Origin of the sequence: Paraburkholderia kururiensis JCM 10599 = LMG 19447, from assembly GCF_003986935.1 — a bacterium.
Classification (GTDB): Bacteria; Pseudomonadota; Gammaproteobacteria; order Burkholderiales; family Burkholderiaceae; genus Paraburkholderia; species Paraburkholderia kururiensis.
The window spans coordinates 20,173-38,143 of record NZ_RJZE01000022.1; the positions used below are offsets into that span (position 1 = coordinate 20,173).

Consider the following 17,971-nt stretch of genomic DNA (forward strand, 5'->3'; position numbering starts at 1 on the left):
GCGCGTCATCCACGATTTCCACGATCCCACGATTTCTGAACCATCCCTTCGGGAGGAGACCCTGTGCAACCCTGGACCCAGAGCTACACCCCATCAGGCAGCCTGTGGCTGTCCGCCGCCATTGCGGCGATTCCCATCCTGTTCTTCTTCATCGCGCTCGCGGGACTGCGGCTGAAAGGCCACGTCGCGGCCGCGATCACGCTGCTGCTCGCGCTCGCCGTTGCGATCTTCGAGTACGGCATGCCGGTGAAAATGGCGCTCGCATCGGCAGGCTTCGGCTTTGCATACGGCCTGTGGCCCATCGCGTGGATCATCGTGACCGCGGTGTTCCTGTACAAGATCGTCGTGAAGACGGGCCAGTTCGACATCATCCGCGCGTCGGTGCTCTCGATCACCGACGACCAGCGGCTGCAACTGCTGCTGATCGGCTTCTCGTTCGGCGCGTTCCTGGAAGGCGCAGCGGGTTTTGGCGCACCGGTCGCCATCACGTCCGCGCTGCTGGTCGGCCTCGGCTTCGAGCCGCTGTATGCCGCGGGCCTGTGCCTGATCGCGAACACCGCGCCGGTGGCGTTCGGCGCGATGGGCATTCCGATCATCGTGGCGGGCCAGGTGACGGGCATCGATCCGTTCCTGATCGGCGCGATGGCGGGCCGTCAACTGCCGCTGCTCTCGGTGTTCGTACCGTTCTGGCTCGTGTTCATCATGGACGGCAAGCGCGGCGTCAAGGAAACGTGGCCCGCGGCGCTCGTCGCGGGCGGCAGCTTCGCCGTCACGCAGTACTTCACGTCGAACCACATCGGGCCCGAGTTGCCGGACATCACGTCGTCGCTCGTCAGTCTCGTCGCGCTCGCCTCGTTCCTGAAGGTGTGGCAGCCGTGCCGCGCGGGCGCTGCGGCGGCTTCGTCCCTCGGCATGAGCGGCGGCGCCGCGGCGCTGGGTGGTGGCTTCGGTGGTGATGCGTCCGCTGGTGCCTCATTCGGCACCGGCTCGCGTAAGGCGTCGCCGTACTCGGCCGCGCAGACCGTGCGCGCATGGGCGCCGTTCCTGCTGCTGACCGCGATCGTCACCGTCTGGAGCACGAAGACGTTCAAGGCGCTGTTCGCCGCGAAGGGCGCGCTCGCCGGAACCATCCTGAGCATTCACGTGCCCGCGCTCGACAAGCTCGTGATCCGCACCGCGCCCATCGTCTCGTCGGCCAAGCCCTTCGACGCCGTGTTCAAGCTCGACCTGATCTCGGCAACCGGCACGGCGATCCTGCTGACAGCGCTCATCTCCATCGTTCTGCTGCGCATGAAGCCTCGCGCCGCCGTCGCCACGTTCTTCGCGACCGTGGGCGAACTGCGCCGCCCGGTGCTGTCGATCGGCCTCGTGCTCGCCTTCGCGTTCGTCGCGAACTATTCGGGCATCTCGTCGACGCTCGCCCTCGCCCTCGCCGCAACGGGCGCCGCGTTCCCGTTCTTCTCGCCGTTCCTCGGCTGGCTCGGCGTATTCCTGACCGGCTCGGACACCTCGTCGAATGCGCTCTTCGCGTCGTTGCAGAACACGACTGCCCATCAGATCGGCGTATCGAACACGCTGCTGGTCGCAGCGAATACGTCGGGCGGCGTGAGCGGCAAGATGATCTCGCCGCAGTCCATCGCGGTGGCCTGCGCCGCAACGGGTCTCGTCGGCAAGGAAGCGTCGCTGTTCCGGTTCACCGTGCGGCACAGCCTGTTCTTTGCGGCAATCGTAGGTGTCATCACGCTGCTGCAGGCTTATGTGCTGACGGGGATGATTCCGCACTGACGGTCTTGTCGGGTGTCTGCCTGGACACCGGCGGTGGCCGCCTCCGGGTTGGCCGCCTCCAGGTCGGTCGCCCCGATGCGGCCACCTGGACACGGCCTTCGGAGCAGCGGAAAACGAACGAGGCCCGGTGCCACACGCCACCGGACCTCGTCCTTTTGAAGCTTTGAAGCGGACCCGTCGCCGCGCTACCCCGCCACGCCGGCAATCAGCATCAGGTTCGTCCCCGTAATGACCGCAAAGAGCACCCACGCGGCAATCTGCGTGGGCAGACCGATTGCGTGATCCTTCATCACGGCGCGGTCGCTCACGGAGCGAATGAGCGGCCACATCGCGAAAGGCAATTGCAGACTGAGCAGCACCTGGCTCCAGACCAGCAACTGTCCGACCGCCCCGTCCCCCAGCCACAGCACGCCGATCAGCGCCGGCACGAGCGCAAGACCGCGGGTGATCAGACGACGCTGGTAGCACGGAATCTTCACGTGCATGAAGCCGTCCATGATGACCTGGCCCGCGATGGTGCCCGTGAGCGTCGAACTCTGACCCGAGGCAAGCAACGCGAGGCCGAACAGCAATGCCGCGCCGCCGCCCACGATCGGCGTAATGAGCTTGTAGGCCTGCTCGATGTCGTTCACGCCGGTCTGGCCCGTGGCATGAAACGCGGCGCCCGCGAGTATCAGGATGGCCGCGTTCACGAGCATTGCGACCAGCAGCGACACCCACGTATCGACGCGCACCAGCGCGAGCGTCTCATGCACGTCGCCGCGCACGCCGCCCACTACACGCCGCGTCTGCACCACCGACGAATGCAGATAAAGGTTGTGCGGCATGATCGTGGCGCCCACGATGCCGAGCGCGAGCACGATGGCGTCTTTCCTGTCGTGCGGGGGCGCGCCCGGAACGAGGCCGCGCGCGACCGCGTGCCAGTCAGGCGGCACCATGGCGAGCTGGGCGACGAAGCAGAACATCATGGTGCCGATCAACGCGAGCACAATCGCTTCCACCTGCCGAAAGCCTTTGCCCTGCAAGCCGAGCACGATCATCGTATCGAGCGCGGTCAGCACGATGCCCCACGCGACGGGCACGCCCAGCAGCAGCTTGAAGGCCAGCGCGCAGCCGAGCACTTCCGCGATGTCGCACGCGATGATCGAAATTTCCGCCGTGATCCATTGCAGGACTTTGCCGAACGGGCCATAGCGGGTGTAGCTGGCCTGCGCGAGGTCCATGCCCGAGGCGAGACCCAGGCGCGCGGCGAGCATCTGCAAGAAGATGGCGGCGAGACTCGACATCGCGACGACCCACAGCAACGCGTAGCCGAATTTCGAGCCCGCTTCGATATCCGTCGCCCAGTTGCCGGGGTCCATGTAGCCGATCGCGACCAGAAACCCCGGGCCAGCGAAGCGGCGAAGCTTGGTCCAGCGGGAAACGCCCGCGTCGATGACGATGCTGCCCTTCACTTCGGAAGGACAGAACGGGGCCGTGGGGATGGTCGGAAGCCGCATGCGTGGTGGGACGTGGGAGTCGATGGCCGTAGCCGTGGAAGTGCGGCCACATTGTACGCAGGGTCGGGACAGCGAGCCTGGGTAGGCGCCTTGTGGCCCTTTCGCCCTTCCTGCCGAAACTCCGGATTTATGCGAAAGTGCGTGTTTGCCCGCCGGCTGCCGGCCCGGTGTCCCGAACACCCCGGCAAGCAGGCGCTCTGCAGGTCCCGGCGCGCCGGGCGGTTTATCTGAACGAAGAACGGGAGATACGGTATGGCGGTTTCAGGCTACGCGGATACGCAACTACTGATCAACGGCGAGTGGTGCGACGCCGAAAGCGGCAAGACGATCGACGTGGTGAATCCGGCAACGGGCAAGGTCATCGGCACGGTGGCCCACGCCGGCATTGCGGATCTGGATCGTGCGCTCGCGGCCGCGCAACGCGGCTTCGAAGTGTGGCGCAACGTGCCCGCCCACGAGCGCGCGGCCACCATGCGCAAGGCAGCCGCGCTCGTGCGCGAACGTGCCGACACCATCGCGCGCCTCATGACCCAGGAGCAGGGCAAGCCGGTTGTCGAGGCGCGTATCGAAGTGATGTCCGCGGCGGACATCATCGAATGGTTCGCGGACGAAGGCCGCCGCGCCTACGGCCGCATCGTGCCGCCGCGCAATCTTTCGGTGCAGCAGATGGTCGTGAAGGAGCCGGTGGGCCCGGTCGCCGCGTTCACGCCGTGGAATTTCCCGGTCAATCAGGTCGTGCGCAAGCTGTGCGCCGCGCTCGCCACCGGTTGCTCGTTCCTCGTGAAGGCGCCCGAAGAAACCCCGGCGTCGCCCGCCCAACTGCTGCGCGCGTTCGTCGATGCGGGCGTGCCCGCCGGCGTGGTGGGCCTCGTGTTCGGCAGCCCCGCTGAAATCTCGGCTTATCTGATTCCGCATCCGGTCATCCGCAAAGTGACCTTCACGGGCTCCACGCCCGTGGGCAAGCAGCTCGCCGCGCTCGCGGGCCAGCACATGAAGCGCGCCACGATGGAACTGGGCGGTCACGCGCCCGTCATCGTCGCGGAAGACGCGGACATCGAACTGGCAGTCAAGGCAGCGGGCGGCGCGAAGTTCCGCAACGCGGGCCAGGTCTGCATTTCGCCCACGCGCTTTCTCGTGCACAACAGCGTGCGTGAAGAGTTCGCGCGGGCGCTCGTCAAGCATGCGGAAGGTCTGAAAGTGGGGGACGGCCTTGCCGACGGCACGCAGCTCGGGCCGCTCGCGAACGCGCGCCGCCTCACGGCGATGGCGAAGGTCGTGGAAGACGCACGCGCGACAGGCGCCACCGTTGCGACGGGCGGCGAGCGTCTTGCGGGCGACGGCAACTTCTTCGCGCCCACGGTGCTGACCGACGTGCCGCTCACGGCCGACGTCTTCAACAACGAACCGTTCGGCCCCATCGCGGCGATTCGCGGCGTGGATTCGCTCGAAGAGGCCATCGCCGAAGCGAACCGCCTGCCGTACGGCCTCGCGGGCTACGCGTTCACGCGCTCGTTCCGCAACGTGCATCTGCTCACGCAGCGGCTTGAAGTGGGCATGCTGTGGATCAACCAGCCCGCCACGCCGTGGCCGGAGATGCCGTTCGGCGGCGTGAAGGACTCGGGCTATGGCTCGGAAGGCGGCCCGGAAGCGTTGGAGCCGTATCTCGTGACGAAGTCGGTGACGGTGGCTGCAGTCTGACGCCTGCGGCTTTGCCGATGTGAATACGCGATGACACGCCGCTCCACTTCGGGGCGGCCATGTCATCGCATGTCACGAACACCGCGCGCCGCGAACAAAAACGCGGCGCTTTTCTTTTGTCCTCCCGTTCTTTCCCCGTTGCACGTTTGCCTCGACGAGGCGCGCAATCGCGAGCCGCAGCGCACGGTCGGCAAGCGATAAGATCGAACCTGCCCTCCACTGCCGCCCGCCCACTCCGTCTGCCTATGCCGCCCATCGCCACCGCATCCGCGCGTACCGTCCCACTGCGCAGCATCGCGCTCGTGCTGGCGTCCATGTTCTGCTTCGCCGTGGTCGATGCGCTCGGCAAGTTCGTGGCGCTTGCCTACCCGGCCAACGAGGTGACGTTCTTCCGGATGCTGTTCGGCCTCGTTCCGGCACTCGCGCTCTGCATGCGCGGCACGCCGCTCTCCGTGCGGCTCAGAAGCATGGACGTGCGCGGGCAGACCATCCGCGCCATCACCCTGCTCGGCGCGTCAGCGCTGTTCTTCGCGGGCCTGCCGTATCTGCCGCTCGGCGAAGCGGTCTCCATTGCGTACTCGGAAACGCTGCTCGTCATCGTGCTTGCCCCGTTTCTCCTTAAAGAACCGCTGACGGCGCGCGACGCCCTCGCCGCCCTCGTCGGCTTTGCGGGCGTGCTGCTCGTGGTGCGGCCGGGTGGCGGCCAGTCGAGCTGGCTCGGCCCGGTGCTGCTGCTGTGCAGTGCGCTGTGCGGCGCGCTCTCGATCATCCAGATCAAGCGCATTCACGCACGCGACGATTCCGCCCTCACGGTGCTCTTCTTCACGTCGGTGGGCACCGTGGTGATGGGCGCGTCGCTGCCGTTCTCGTGGCGTGCGCCCACGCTGGATGGCCTCGCCGTCATGGCGCTGCTGGGTGCGTTCGCCACCGTCGCCCAGTACCTGATGACCGTGGCGTTCCGCGAGGCCGATGCGAGCGTGCTCGCCCCCTACAACTACACGAGCGTGGCGTGGGCCGCGCTCTTTGGCTACGTGGCGTGGGGCGAGGCAATTGGTGTGGTGTCGCTCGCCGGCATCGCGTTGATCGTGGGCAGCTCGATTGCCGTGGCGATTCGCAGGCGGCCGCCCGAAGGACCGCAGTTCTGACGCGCGAACACATGCAAGGCGAATGGACACATGCCCGAGGGTAAAGGCTTCTTCCCTCAGGCATGGGTTCTGCTCGATTTGTCTACTGGAATAGCGCGAAGGGAATTGATATAACGCTTTTTATGACCCGCGCAGCCACGCGAGTCGCGCTCGCAGGCCCGTGCAACAACGCTTTTTGCGAGGTGACGCATTTGAGCCCCACCAACAAAGCGTCTGAGTCGAACGACCCGGTTGCCACGGCGGCCAGGGTTCCCGTCGACGAGCGTTACCGCATCCTCGTCGAGACGGTGCGCGAGTACGCCATCTTCCTGCTCGCTCCCGACGGCACGGTTGCCACCTGGAACGCGGGCGCCCAGCGCATCAAGGGCTATCGCGCCGACGAGATCGTGGGCCGCCACTTCTCCGTGTTCTATCCCGAAGAGGACGTTGCCGCCGGCAAGTGCGAGCGTGAGCTACGCACGGCGGCAACCGAAGGCAGCGTCGAAGACGAAGGCTGGCGCGTGCGCCGCGACGGCTCGCGCTTCTGGGCCAACGTGCTCATCACGGCTGTGCGCAACGCGTCGGGCGACCTGCTCGGCTTCGCGAAGGTGACGCGCGACATGACCGAGCGCAGGCGGCTCGAAGAACTCGAACACGCGCGGCTGATCTCGGCCCGCATCGACCAGGTGCGGGAAAGCGAGCAGACGCGCATTGCACGCGAATTGCACGACGACCTGGGCCAGCGCGTCACGGCCATGAAAATGAGCATCGCGCTGCTGGAAGGTCAACTGGGCGACGATGCGCCGGCCCGGCAGACGCGCGCCGCATTGGCCGACCTCGCAGGCGAGATGGACGGCATGGCCGCCGCGCTGCGGCGCATCGCGTCCGACCTGCGTCCGCCCATACTCGACGACCTCGGCTTGCAGGCCGCGCTCGAATGGATGGCGGAGAACTTCACGCGCCGCTACGGCGTGCAGGCCACCTTGCACTTCGACGCCGACGATGTCGCGTTCAGCGAAGTTGCCGCCACCGCAATTTTCCGCATGACCCAGGAGGCGCTCACGAACGTGGCGCGCCACGCTCACGCGAAGCATGCGCACGTGGAACTGGTTGCGTCCGGGAACGAATGCAGTTTGCGGATCGCCGACGACGGCGTCGGCATGGCGCCCGATGCCCAACGCAAGGAACGCTCGTTTGGCCTGCTCGGCGTGCGCGAGCGCGCGCGGCTGCTGGACGGCGACGTCTTCGTGGATACCTCGCCGGGCAACGGTTTCCGGCTCGCCGTGAGTCTGCCGCTTGCGGCGGTGGGGTCAGCACAGGACGAATGACAGCGAGGCTTTCATTCGCCTCGCGCCGGGTCGCTGTTCTCGATTGCGCTTTAACGTCGCTTTAACGCCGCTTTAACCGGCCTCTAACCAAGCTATGACCCGGCTATAACCAGGCCGCAACCAGGCTTTAGCCACGTGCGATTTAACCACGTTTCAACTGCGTTTTCCGGTCTGCTTTCCCGGCTTTTCACGTCTCCCGTCATTTGCTTTTTCTTCACTCGCGCAAAAGCTTTGCGCAACGAATTGGTTCCGCGTGCACCGTGCGGTCCGTAGGATCGGCGGCATGGCGAACTATCTGGACACCGATCAGCGCGACGCGCTCGCGCGCCTTGCCCGCAGCTGGACCTGGCGCACGCGCTGGCCGACGTGGCTCGCCATCGTCGTCATTTACGGCGGATGGTTCGGCACCGCGCTGCACGCCGCCGCGCTCGGCCTGCCGCTCGCAACCGTGCTGCTCATTGTGTTCGGTGCGGGGTATTCGTCGCTGCAGCACGAGTTGCTGCACGGCCACCCCACACGCTGGCGCCGTGTCAACGCGATCATCGGGTGCGCGCCGCTCGCCGTGTGGTTTCCCTATGCGATCTATCGCGACTCGCATTTGCAGCATCACGACGATCCGCATCTCACGCATCCCGGCGCGGACCCCGAAAGCTGGTTCGTGACGGCTAACACCTGGCGTCGGGCGTCGCCGCTGGTTCGCGCGCTGTTGATGGCGAGGAATACCCTGGCCGGTCGCGTGCTGACGGGGCCGGCCTGGTCGATCGCCGCGACGGCGGGGGATGCCGTTCGCAAGATCGCGCGCGGCGATTATCGCGACGTGCCGGCGTGGCTCGCCCACGGCGCGGCGCTCGCCATGCTCGCGAGCTGGCTCGATCGCCGGTGCGCGATTCCGCCGTGGCTCTTCGTTTTCGTGATCGGCTACGGGTCGCTTGCGCTTGCCGCCGTGCGGGCCTTTTGCGAGCATCGGCCGCATCACGCGCATGAACAGCGCTCGGCCATCAACGAAGCGGGGCTGTTCTGGCGCCTGCTGTTTCTGAACAACAACTATCACGCCGTGCATCACGCCCTGCCGTTCGTGCCGTGGTTCGCGCTGCGCGCCGTGTATCTCGACCGTCGCGACGATTACCTCGCGCGCAACGGCGGCTTTCTCGTGAAGGGCTATGGCGAATGGTTCCGGCATCACGCGTGGACGCCCGTGGCGCATGCGGTGCATCCTGGGGTACGTCCGTTCCCAGATCCCGCACAAACGCAGACGCTCTCGTTCGGCGCGCCGCCTGCGCCTGCGCTTTTACACGAACGCCTACCGGCGCCATCCGTTCATGGCCCGGCGCCGGCGGCCAACGACACCCCGGCGCGGCTCGCAGGCTGATGTGCCAGAATCGCCCGCATGAACTGGATTGCATCGCTGCCGATGTACAACGTCACGCCCGCGCTGGCCTCGCACTGGCGCGCGCTGCTCGCCGATACGCTGCGCGTGGCAGCGCCGGGCGCACGCATCGAAGCGCGCGACGATGACCTCTACGCACTCTGGCGCGACGACCGCCTGTTGCTCTCGCAGACATGCGGCTATCCGCTCATGCATTCGCTTGCAGATACCGTGCAGGTGGTCGCGACGCCGCACTTCGACGCACCGGGCTGCGACGGCCTCCACTACCGCAGCCTGCTCGTGGTGCGCGCCGACGCGCCGTACCGGTCGCTCGAAGCGTGCCGCGGTGCGCGCGCCGCGTTCAATCAGGACGATTCGAACAGCGGCATGAACCTGTTCCGGCACGCCGTTGCGCCGCTCGCGCGCGACGGCCGCTTCTTCCGCGAAGTGCTGGAAACGGGATCGCACCTCGGCTCGTTGCAGGCATTGGGGGAACGCCGCGCGGACGTGGCGGCCATCGACTGCGTGACCTTCGCCTTCGTGCAGGACAGCCTGCCGGCGCTCGCCGCGACGGTGCGCAGCATCGGCTGGACCGCGCCCGCACCGGGGCTGCCGCTCGTGGCCGCGCGCACGGCGCCTGCGGCGTTGCTCGAGCGTCTGCGCGGTGCGCTGGACATCGCCCTGCAAGCCGACCCCAACCGCGCGCGGGTCCTGCGTCTAAAGGGCTTTTCGGTGCCGGCCGCCAATGCCTACGATCGCATCGTGACGCTTGCGCGAGAGGCCGAAGCAGCCGGCTATCCGCACCTCGCGTGACGCGAAAGGGGTTCCGAAGCAACGCAATGCGGATGCGTCGCGACCGGCTGGAACGAAAGCCCGCCCGACGCAAACGCGCCGGGCCGCCGGTACCGCGTCCGGTTCACTGGGCTTCCATCACCAGCAACTGCGCTCCGTCGGCCACCTGATCGCCCACGCCGTAGAGCACTTCGGTAACCTTGCCGGCAGCCGGCGCGCCGATGGTGTGCTCCATCTTCATCGCTTCCATCACGATGAGCGGCGCGCCCTTCTCCACTATCGCGCCGGGCTCCACGAGCACCGCGATCACCTTGCCCGGCATCGGCGCGGTCAGGCGCCCTTCGCCGTGCTCGGCGTCCGCCGCGTGGGCGAGCAGGTTCTGCCACTCGAATGCGAGCGCCGCGCCGTTACAGAACACGTGGAAGACGTCGCCGTCGGCGAAAACGCGGCCTGACGCACGGCTTTCGGCCACGCCGTCGCCGATGGTCGCGCCGTACTCGTGCGCGCCCTCGCCGCGCCACCAACGGTACGACTCGCTCTTGCCTCCGTAATGCAGCGTCTGCGTGTCGCCGTCGCGCGAGAAGACGACGTCGAACGCCGCCTCCGATTCGGGATCGCGCCACGCGAGCTTTTGCGTGTAAGCGCCGTTGACCCGCCAGTGCGACAGCGCGTCCCACGGCGAGCCGCCCTGCGGCATGCCGCCTTCGCGCGAGAGCAACGCCGCGCAGGCCAGCGCCAGTGCTTCGCGCACGGGCTTCTCGTGCACGCCGAACAGCGAATCGGCATGGCGTTCGATCAGGCCCGTATCGAGTTCGCCCGTCATGAACGGATGGCTCGTGACGAGGCGCTGCAGGAACTCGACGTTGGTATGCGGCCCCACCACCTCGCACGCTTCGAGCGCGCGTTTCATACGCGCCAGCGCCTCGTCGCGCGTGGCGCCGTAGACGATCAGCTTTGCGATCATCGGGTCGTAGAACGGCGTGATGGTGTCGCCTTCGCGAATGCCGCTGTCGATGCGCACCGCCGCGCGCTCGCCCGCCGTACCCAGCGCGAACGCCGCACCCTGCGGCATGCGCAAATGCTTGAGCGTGCCCGTGGAAGGCAGAAAGCCGCGCGCCGGATGCTCGGCGTAGATGCGCGCCTCGATGGCGTGGCCGGTGCACGTCAGTGCGTCCTGGCGCAGCGGCAGCGGCTCGCCGGCCGCCACGCGCAGTTGCCACTCCACGAGGTCGAGGCCCGTCACCATTTCCGTGACCGGGTGCTCGACCTGAAGGCGCGTGTTCATTTCCATGAAATAGAACGCGCCGCTGCCGGTCATGATGAACTCGACCGTGCCCGCGCCCACGTAGCCCACCGCGCGCGCCGCGGCCACCGCCGCTTCGCCCATGGCACGGCGCACGTCGGCGGCAAGCCCCGGCGCGGGCGCTTCTTCGAGCACCTTCTGGTGGCGCCGCTGCACCGAGCAGTCGCGGTCGAACAGGTAGACGGTGTGGCCGTGGCGGTCTGCGAAGACCTGCACTTCGACGTGACGCGGACGCGTCAGATACTTTTCGATCAGCACGCGATCGTTGCCGAAGCTGGCCGCCGCCTCGCGCTTGCACGACGCGAGCGCCGCCGCGAAGTCCTCGTGCCGGTCCACCACGCGCATGCCCTTGCCGCCGCCGCCCGCGCTGGCCTTCAGCAGCACGGGGTAGCCGATCTGGTCCGCTTCGCGCTGCAGCAGCGCCGAGTCCTGGTCATCGCCGTGGTAGCCCGGCACGAGCGGCACGTCCGCCGCATGCATGAGCGCCTTGGCCGCCGCCTTCGATCCCATCGCGGCAATGGCTTCCACCGGCGGCCCGATGAAGACGATGCCGACCCGCTCGCAGGCGCTCGCGAAGTCCTCGTTCTCGGAGAGAAAGCCGTAGCCCGGATGAATCGCCTCGGCGCCCGTGGCGCGCGCGGCCTCGATGATGCGTTCGATGCGCAGATAGCTTTCGGCCGCAGCCGACCCGCCGATATGCACCGCCTCGTCGCAGGCGGCCACGTGTTTTGCGCCGGCATCGGCATCCGAATACACGGCGACGGTGGCGATGCCGAGCCGCCTGCTCGTGGCGGCGACGCGGCAGGCAATCTCGCCACGGTTCGCTATCAGGATCTTGTTGAACATGAGCTGTCTCGCTGGAGCAGGGTCGTGCTGCCTGGTGTTGTTGTGAGGTTTCGACGCGGGGTTCGCGTGGCGCCCGCGCCGTGTGGGTTCAGTGATTTCGCTGCGCCATGAAAGGTCTGGCGGTTCTCACCCCGCGCGCCACGCCGGCGTGCGCTTTTCGAGAAACGACGCCACGCCTTCACGGCCCTCTTCGCTCGCACGAATGCATGCGATGCGCGCGGCCGTGTCTTCGATCAGCGCTTCGTCGATCCTGCGGCCCGCCATGTCCTGCACGAGTCGCTTGCATTCGCGCACCGCATTCGGGCTGTTGGTGGCAAGCGAATCGGCAATCTGCTGGACTGTGGCGTCGAGCTGGTCTTCGGGCACCGCTTCGCCGACGAAACCGAGGCGCAGCGCCGTCGCGCAGTCGAACGCCTCGGCCGTGGTGAAGTAGCGCCGCGCAGCCTGTTCGCCGAGCGCGCGGATCACGTACGGCGCGATGGTGGCGGGAATAAGCCCGAGCCGCGCTTCGGAGAGACAGAAGCGCGCCGTTTCCGCGGCCACGACGATGTCGCATGCCGCGATCAGCCCCATGCCGCCCGCGTAGGCGTCGCCGTTCACGCGCGCGATCACGGGCTTGCGGCAGCGGTAAATGGCCGCCAGCATGTGCGCGAGGCGCAGCGCGTCGGCACGGTTTTCCTCGTCGGAGAAGCCGGCCATCTTCTTCATCCAGTTGAGGTCCGCGCCCGCGCAGAACGCCTTGCCGTTGGCCGCGAGCACGACGGCGCGCACGTCGGCGCGCGTGTCGAGCAGGCCGAACACGGCCGTGAGTTCCGCGATCATCTTCTCGTTGAACGCGTTGCGCACGTCGGGACGGTTCAGCGTGACCGTCGCCACGTGGCCCGCGAACGTTACGCCGAGAGTTTCGTATTGCATCGCCGCTTCTCCGTCAGATCGGTCGTCACATGCGTCGTCACATGCGCCATTACATGCGCCATCACATGCGGAAGACGCCGAAGCGCGTCTCTTCCACGGGCGCGTTCATCGCGGCGGCAAGGCCGAGACCCAGCACGTCGCGCGTTTGCGCCGGATCGATCACGCCGTCGTCCCAGAGGCGCGCGCTCGCGTAGTACGGGTGCCCCTGGCGCTCGTATTGATCGCGAATGGGCTGCTTGAACGCTTCTTCTTCTTCCGCGGACCAGGCGCCGCCCTTCGCCTCGATGCCGTCGCGCTTCACCGTGGCGAGCACCGACGCGGCCTGCTCGCCGCCCATCACAGAGATGCGCGCGTTGGGCCACATCCAGAGAAAGCGCGGCGAGTAAGCGCGTCCGCACATGCCGTAATTGCCCGCGCCGAACGAGCCGCCGATGATCACCGTGAACTTCGGCACCTTCGCCGTGGCCACGGCCGTCACCATCTTGGCGCCGTTACGCGCAATGCCTTCGTTCTCGTACTTGCGGCCCACCATGAAGCCCGTGATGTTCTGCAGGAACACGAGCGGAATCTTGCGCTGGCAGCACAGCTCGATGAAATGCGCGCCCTTCAGCGCCGACTCGGAAAAAAGGATGCCGTTGTTCGCGACGATGCCCACCGGGTGCCCCCAGATGTGCGCGAAGCCCGTGACGAGCGTGGTGCCGTAGCGGGCCTTGAATTCGTCGAAGGCGGAGTCGTCCACGATGCGCGCAATCACCTCGCGCACGTCGAAGGGCTTGCGCGTGTCGGCGGGAATCACGCCGTAGAGGCTCTTTGCGTCGAAGCGCGGCGGCACCGGTGGCTTCAAGGCGAGCCCGGCCGCCTTCGAGCGATTCAGGTTGCCCACGATGCTGCGCGCAATCGCGAGCGCATGCGCGTCGTTTTGCGCGAGATGGTCGGCCACGCCCGAGAGGCGCGTGTGCACGTCGCCGCCGCCCAGGTCTTCGGCGCTCACTTCCTCGCCCGTCGCGGCCTTCACGAGCGGCGGGCCGCCCAGAAAAATCGTGCCCTGGTTCTTTACGATGATCGACTCGTCGCTCATCGCCGGCACGTAGGCGCCGCCCGCCGTGCACGAGCCCATCACCACGGCGATCTGCGGAATGCCCGCGGCCGAGAGGTTCGCCTGGTTGTAGAAGATGCGGCCGAAGTGGTCGCGGTCGGGAAACACTTCGTCCTGGTTCGGCAGATTCGCGCCGCCCGAGTCCACCAGATAGACGCACGGCAGCCGGTTTTCCGCGGCGATTTCCTGCGCGCGCACGTGCTTCTTCACCGTGACCGGGTAATAGGTGCCGCCTTTCACGGTGGCGTCGTTGCAGACGATCACGCATTCCTGGCCCGCGATGCGGCCAATGCCCGTGATGATGCCCGCGCCCGGCGCATCGTTGTGATACATGCCGTACGCCGCGAGCTGCGAGAGTTCGAGAAACGGCGTGCCCGGATCGAGCAGTTGCGCGATCCGGTCGCGCGGCAGCAGCTTGCCGCGCGAGACATGCTTGTCGCGCGCCGCCTCGCCGCCGCCGAGCGCAAGCTTGCCCACCTTCTCGCGCAGGTCGGCCACGAGCGCTTCGAGCGCCGCCGCATTGGCCCGGAAGTCGTCCGAGCGCGGATTGAGCTTCGTTTCGATGATCGGCATCGCGTGAGTTTTCCGCTGGGTTGCTGTTTGAGTGCCTGTTGTCAGGTCGCGCCTTGTTCGGTAGCGCGTTACATCGTTTCCGCGAACAACTCGCGGCCAATCAGCATGCGGCGAATCTCGCTCGTGCCGGCGCCGATTTCGTAGAGCTTCGCGTCGCGCCACAGGCGACCCACGGGGTACTCGTTGATGTAGCCGTTGCCGCCCAGAATCTGGATGGCTTCGCCGGCCATCCACGTGGCCTTTTCGGCGGTGTAGAGAATCACGCCCGCGCAATCTTTGCGTACCTGACGCACATGTTCGCGGCCCAGTGTGTCCAGTTGACGACCCACGGCGTAGAGATACGCGCGGCAAGCCTGGAGCGTGGTGTAGAGGTCGGCCACCTTGCCCTGGATGAGCTGGAATTCGCCGATGGACTGGCCGAACTGCTTGCGGTCGTGGATGTAGGGCACCACGGCGTCCATCACCGCGACCATGATGCCGATGGGGCCGCCGGCCAGCACGGCGCGCTCGTAGTCGAGGCCGCTCATCAGCACTTTCACGCCGCCGTTCACCTGGCCGAGGATGTTCTCTTCGGGCACTTCCACGTCCTGAAACACGAGTTCGCCCGTGTGCGAGCCGCGCATGCCGAGCTTGTCGAGCTTCTGCGCCACCGAAAAGCCCTTCATGCCCTTCTCGACGATAAACGCCGTCATGCCGCGCGCGCCCGCTTCGGGGTCGGTCTTCGCGTAGACCACGAGCGTGTCGCAATCCGGGCCGTTGGTGATCCACATCTTCGTGCCGTTCAGCACGTAGCGGTCGCCCTTGCGGTCGGCACGCAGTTTCATGCTCACCACGTCGGAGCCCGCGTTGGGTTCGCTCATGGCGAGCGCGCCGACGTGCTCGCCCGACACCAGCTTCGGCAGGTACTTGCGCTTCTGCGCTTCGGTGCCGTTGCGGTGAATCTGGTTCACGCAAAGGTTCGAATGCGCGCCGTACGAAAGCCCAACGGACGCCGACGCGCGCGAGATTTCCTCCATCGCGACCATGTGGGCCGTGTAGCCCATGTTCGCGCCGCCGTATTCCTCGGAGACCGTCATGCCCAGCACGCCCAGGTCGCCGAACTTGCGCCACAGGTCCATCGGGAACTGGTCGGTGCGGTCGATTTCGGCGGCGCGCGGCACGATCTCTTTCGCCGCGAAGCTCGTCAGGCTGTCGCGCAGCATTTCGATTTCTTCACCGAGCGGGAATTGCAGGCCGGGCACGTTGGTCATCGATGTCTCCTGGTATTTGTGAGGGCGCTCAAAGACGCCGTAAAGACGCTTGGGGCGCTTGGGGCGCTTGGGGCGCTTGGGGCGCTTGGGGCGCTTGGGGCGCTTGGGGCGCACGTTGAGCGCGCCGGTCAACGCGAATTTCACGCCACATTTACGTATACGTCAATAGGTATTTCTGAGCCAGACTCAGATTTCTTGATCAATCTCCGCAGGCCTGTAACATGGGCTATCCTTCGCAGATAGTCGCGCGCATCCGCCTGAACTGCCTATCTAAAAGTGACCTTTACTCATATGTCGCCCGCCACCCCAGCCGCCCAGCCCTCGCCCGCTTCGCGCCGGCAGCCTGCCGGACGCAAGTCGCAGCAGCGCGTGAAGGAAATTCTTCAGGCCGGGCGCGACGTGTTCTCGGAAAAAGGCTACGAACGCGCCACCACGGCGGAGATCGCGCAGCGGCTCGGCATTTCCGAGGCCACCGTGTTCAGCTACTTTCGCGGCAAGCGGGAGCTATGCGCACGCGTGATCGGCGACTGGTACGACGAAATCATCGACGCCATCGAAACAGGCCTGCCGCGCGACGGCACCGTGCGCCAGCAGTTTGCGTTCATCGTGCGTACGCATTTGCGGCTCATGCTCGTGAACGGCACGGGTCTGTGCGCGCTGGTGCTCTCCGAAGGCCGCACACGTCACCACGATCTGTCCGAAGCGCTCACGGACCTGCAACGCCGCTACACGGCGCCGCTCATGCGCGTGCTCGCGCGCGGCCAGCAAGGTGGACAGGTGCGCTCCGACATGCCGCTGCGGCTGTTGCGCTCGCTCGTGTTCGGGCCGATGGAGCATGTGCTGTGGGACGCCACGCTGGCGAACCGCCGCATCGATATCGAAACCACCGCCGAGCGGCTCATCGATGTGCTCTGGGCCGCCTTGCAGCCACCCGACGTGGCAGTCGCGGCGCTCGTGCAGTTCAGCCAGGAGGTGGGCGAAGCCGCGAAGCGGCTGGAGGCAGCGCGGGCGGCCCAGTCCGGACGGGCAAGCGTTCAAGGCGACGGCGCGGCAGCGGCGCGGGAGGATTGAGCGGTGCGGGTGACGGGGTGCCGCCCCAGCGGCCGATCGTGCCGATTGCGCCTCGTCTGCCGTAGCGGCGCCTGGCGGCTAGCGTGGCCGGGGGCGCCTGGGCGCTGGCCACGCTAGTCCGGGCGCAAAGCTGACCGCGCGTGGTAACGAGCACCCGAGCCGCCTCGTCACGCCACCCGCGCTTCCCCTCCCTTCACTTTATCGATTATTTATCGATAATCTGTCGTGTAAGATTCGCCGCTGCTCTTCCGCTCTTCCCCGTACCCGCTCCCCCCAATCCCCACGAGGCGCCGATGTCCGCACAACTCACCTCCGCCCTTGCATCGAAATTCGCCACGCTCGCGCTCGGGCACCTCACGCGCGAGTACCCCAACAAGCTCACGCATTCGCTCGCGGGTCCGCAGGACGTGCAAGGGCCGCGTGCGCTGCATCCCATCTTCTACGGCAGCTACGACTGGCATTCGTGCGTGCATGGCTATTGGCTCGTGCTGCGCTTGATCGACCGCTTTCCGGGGCTGCCCGAAGCCCCGCAGATCGTCGCCGTGGTGGATGAGCATTTCACCGAGGAAAAAGTGGCCGGCGAGCGCGCCTACCTCGACCTGCCGCACAACCGCGGCTTCGAGCGGCCCTACGGCTGGGCATGGCTGCTGGCGCTCGCGGCCGAAGCCGCCGAATTGAGGGTGCCCCAGGCGCCGCGCTGGTCGCAGACGCTCGCGCCGCTCACGGAGGCCTTCGTCGAACGCTTCGAGGAATTCTTGCCGAAGGCGACGTATCCGCTGCGCGTCGGCACGCACTTCAATACGGCGTTCGCGCTCGCGCTAGCGCTGGATTTCGCGCGGCGCACGTCGCGCGATTCGCTGGCCGCGCTGATCGAAGAGACGGCGAGGCGCTGGTACCTGAACGACGCGGCGTGCCAGGCATGGGAGCCGTCCGGCGACGAGTTCCTCTCGCCCTCGCTGATGGAAGCGGAGTTGATGAGCCGCGTGCTGGCGCCGCGCGAATTCGAGCCCTGGCTTACACGCTTCCTGCCGGGGCTCGACGCACGCGAGCCCGCCACGCTCTTTACGCCCGCGACGGTCACGGACCGCAGCGACGGCAAGATTGCGCATCTCGATGGCCTCAACCTGAGCCGCGCGTGGTGCCAACGGTCGCTCGCGCGCGTGCTGCCGAGCGCCGACCCGCGCGTGCCGGTGCTGCTCGACGCCGCACAAACGCATCTGGCGACCGCACTGGATCACGTGGCCGGCGACTACATGGGCGAGCACTGGCTCGCCACGTTTGCGACGCTGGCGCTCGAAGCGTAAGAGAAAGGTCCGCCGCGGGCG

General features: G+C 67.0%; 13 protein-coding genes. 8 read left to right on the forward strand and 5 right to left on the reverse strand.

Going from position 1 to position 17,971, the window contains the following annotated elements; all coding sequences use genetic code 11:
- Positions 1 to 63: 63 nt before the first annotated feature.
- Complete coding sequence (locus PKKP23_RS24385; protein WP_126878771.1) at positions 64 to 1,785, forward strand: lactate permease LctP family transporter; 1,722 nt, start codon at positions 64 to 66, stop codon at positions 1,783 to 1,785.
- Between the two features lie 185 nt (positions 1,786 to 1,970).
- Here PKKP23_RS24385 and PKKP23_RS24390 read toward each other — a convergent pair whose 3' ends face one another.
- Positions 1,971 to 3,284 (reverse strand): Nramp family divalent metal transporter, encoded by a 1,314-nt coding sequence (locus PKKP23_RS24390; protein ID WP_126878772.1) that lies wholly within the window; start codon positions 3,282 to 3,284, stop codon positions 1,971 to 1,973.
- A 252-nt stretch (positions 3,285 to 3,536) separates the two neighbouring features.
- On the opposite strand from PKKP23_RS24390, the gene PKKP23_RS24395 reads away from it, so the two are divergent.
- From PKKP23_RS24395 to PKKP23_RS24415, 5 genes are all read left to right on the forward strand, one after another.
- Positions 3,537 to 4,982 carry an NAD-dependent succinate-semialdehyde dehydrogenase gene (locus PKKP23_RS24395; protein WP_126878773.1) on the forward strand — a complete coding sequence of 482 codons (1,446 nt, stop codon included), beginning with the start codon at positions 3,537 to 3,539 and terminating at the stop codon, positions 4,980 to 4,982.
- A gap of 245 nt (positions 4,983 to 5,227) precedes the next feature.
- Positions 5,228 to 6,127: a DMT family transporter gene (locus PKKP23_RS24400; protein ID WP_126878774.1), complete on the forward strand. Its 900-nt coding sequence runs from the start codon at positions 5,228 to 5,230 to the stop codon at positions 6,125 to 6,127.
- A 122-nt stretch (positions 6,128 to 6,249) separates the two neighbouring features.
- Positions 6,250 to 7,434, forward strand: a complete 1,185-nt coding sequence (locus tag PKKP23_RS24405) for a PAS domain-containing sensor histidine kinase (RefSeq protein WP_233411910.1) — start codon at positions 6,250 to 6,252, stop codon at positions 7,432 to 7,434.
- A gap of 283 nt (positions 7,435 to 7,717) precedes the next feature.
- Positions 7,718 to 8,803: a fatty acid desaturase gene (locus PKKP23_RS24410; RefSeq protein ID WP_126878776.1), complete on the forward strand. Its 1,086-nt coding sequence runs from the start codon at positions 7,718 to 7,720 to the stop codon at positions 8,801 to 8,803.
- 18 nt (positions 8,804 to 8,821) lie between these two features.
- A complete protein-coding gene (locus PKKP23_RS24415; RefSeq protein WP_126878777.1) occupies positions 8,822 to 9,613 on the forward strand; it encodes a phosphate/phosphite/phosphonate ABC transporter substrate-binding protein in 792 nt (263 codons plus the stop codon).
- A gap of 103 nt (positions 9,614 to 9,716) precedes the next feature.
- Here PKKP23_RS24415 and PKKP23_RS24420 read toward each other — a convergent pair whose 3' ends face one another.
- The 4 genes from PKKP23_RS24420 to PKKP23_RS24435 all read right to left on the reverse strand — a co-directional run bounded on the left by PKKP23_RS24420 (position 9,717) and on the right by PKKP23_RS24435 (position 15,575).
- On the reverse strand, positions 9,717 to 11,741 hold the full coding sequence (locus PKKP23_RS24420) for an acetyl/propionyl/methylcrotonyl-CoA carboxylase subunit alpha (RefSeq protein WP_126878778.1): 2,025 nt from the start codon (positions 11,739 to 11,741) through the stop codon (positions 9,717 to 9,719).
- Between the two features lie 126 nt (positions 11,742 to 11,867).
- Positions 11,868 to 12,656 (reverse strand): enoyl-CoA hydratase/isomerase family protein, encoded by a 789-nt coding sequence (locus PKKP23_RS24425; protein ID WP_126878779.1) that lies wholly within the window; start codon positions 12,654 to 12,656, stop codon positions 11,868 to 11,870.
- Between the two features lie 61 nt (positions 12,657 to 12,717).
- Complete coding sequence (locus tag PKKP23_RS24430) at positions 12,718 to 14,325, reverse strand: carboxyl transferase domain-containing protein (protein WP_017775461.1); 1,608 nt, start codon at positions 14,323 to 14,325, stop codon at positions 12,718 to 12,720.
- 68 nt (positions 14,326 to 14,393) lie between these two features.
- The gene (locus PKKP23_RS24435) at positions 14,394 to 15,575 is read right to left on the reverse strand and encodes an isovaleryl-CoA dehydrogenase (RefSeq protein ID WP_126878780.1); all 1,182 of its coding nucleotides are present in this window, start codon (positions 15,573 to 15,575) and stop codon (positions 14,394 to 14,396) included.
- 291 nt (positions 15,576 to 15,866) lie between these two features.
- Between PKKP23_RS24435 and PKKP23_RS24440 the strand changes: the two genes are divergently transcribed.
- A complete protein-coding gene (locus PKKP23_RS24440) occupies positions 15,867 to 16,646 on the forward strand; it encodes a TetR/AcrR family transcriptional regulator (RefSeq protein ID WP_126878781.1) in 780 nt (259 codons plus the stop codon).
- Between the two features lie 293 nt (positions 16,647 to 16,939).
- Complete coding sequence (locus PKKP23_RS24445; RefSeq protein ID WP_126878782.1) at positions 16,940 to 17,950, forward strand: DUF2891 domain-containing protein; 1,011 nt, start codon at positions 16,940 to 16,942, stop codon at positions 17,948 to 17,950.
- The last annotated feature ends 21 nt before the right edge of the window (positions 17,951 to 17,971 follow it).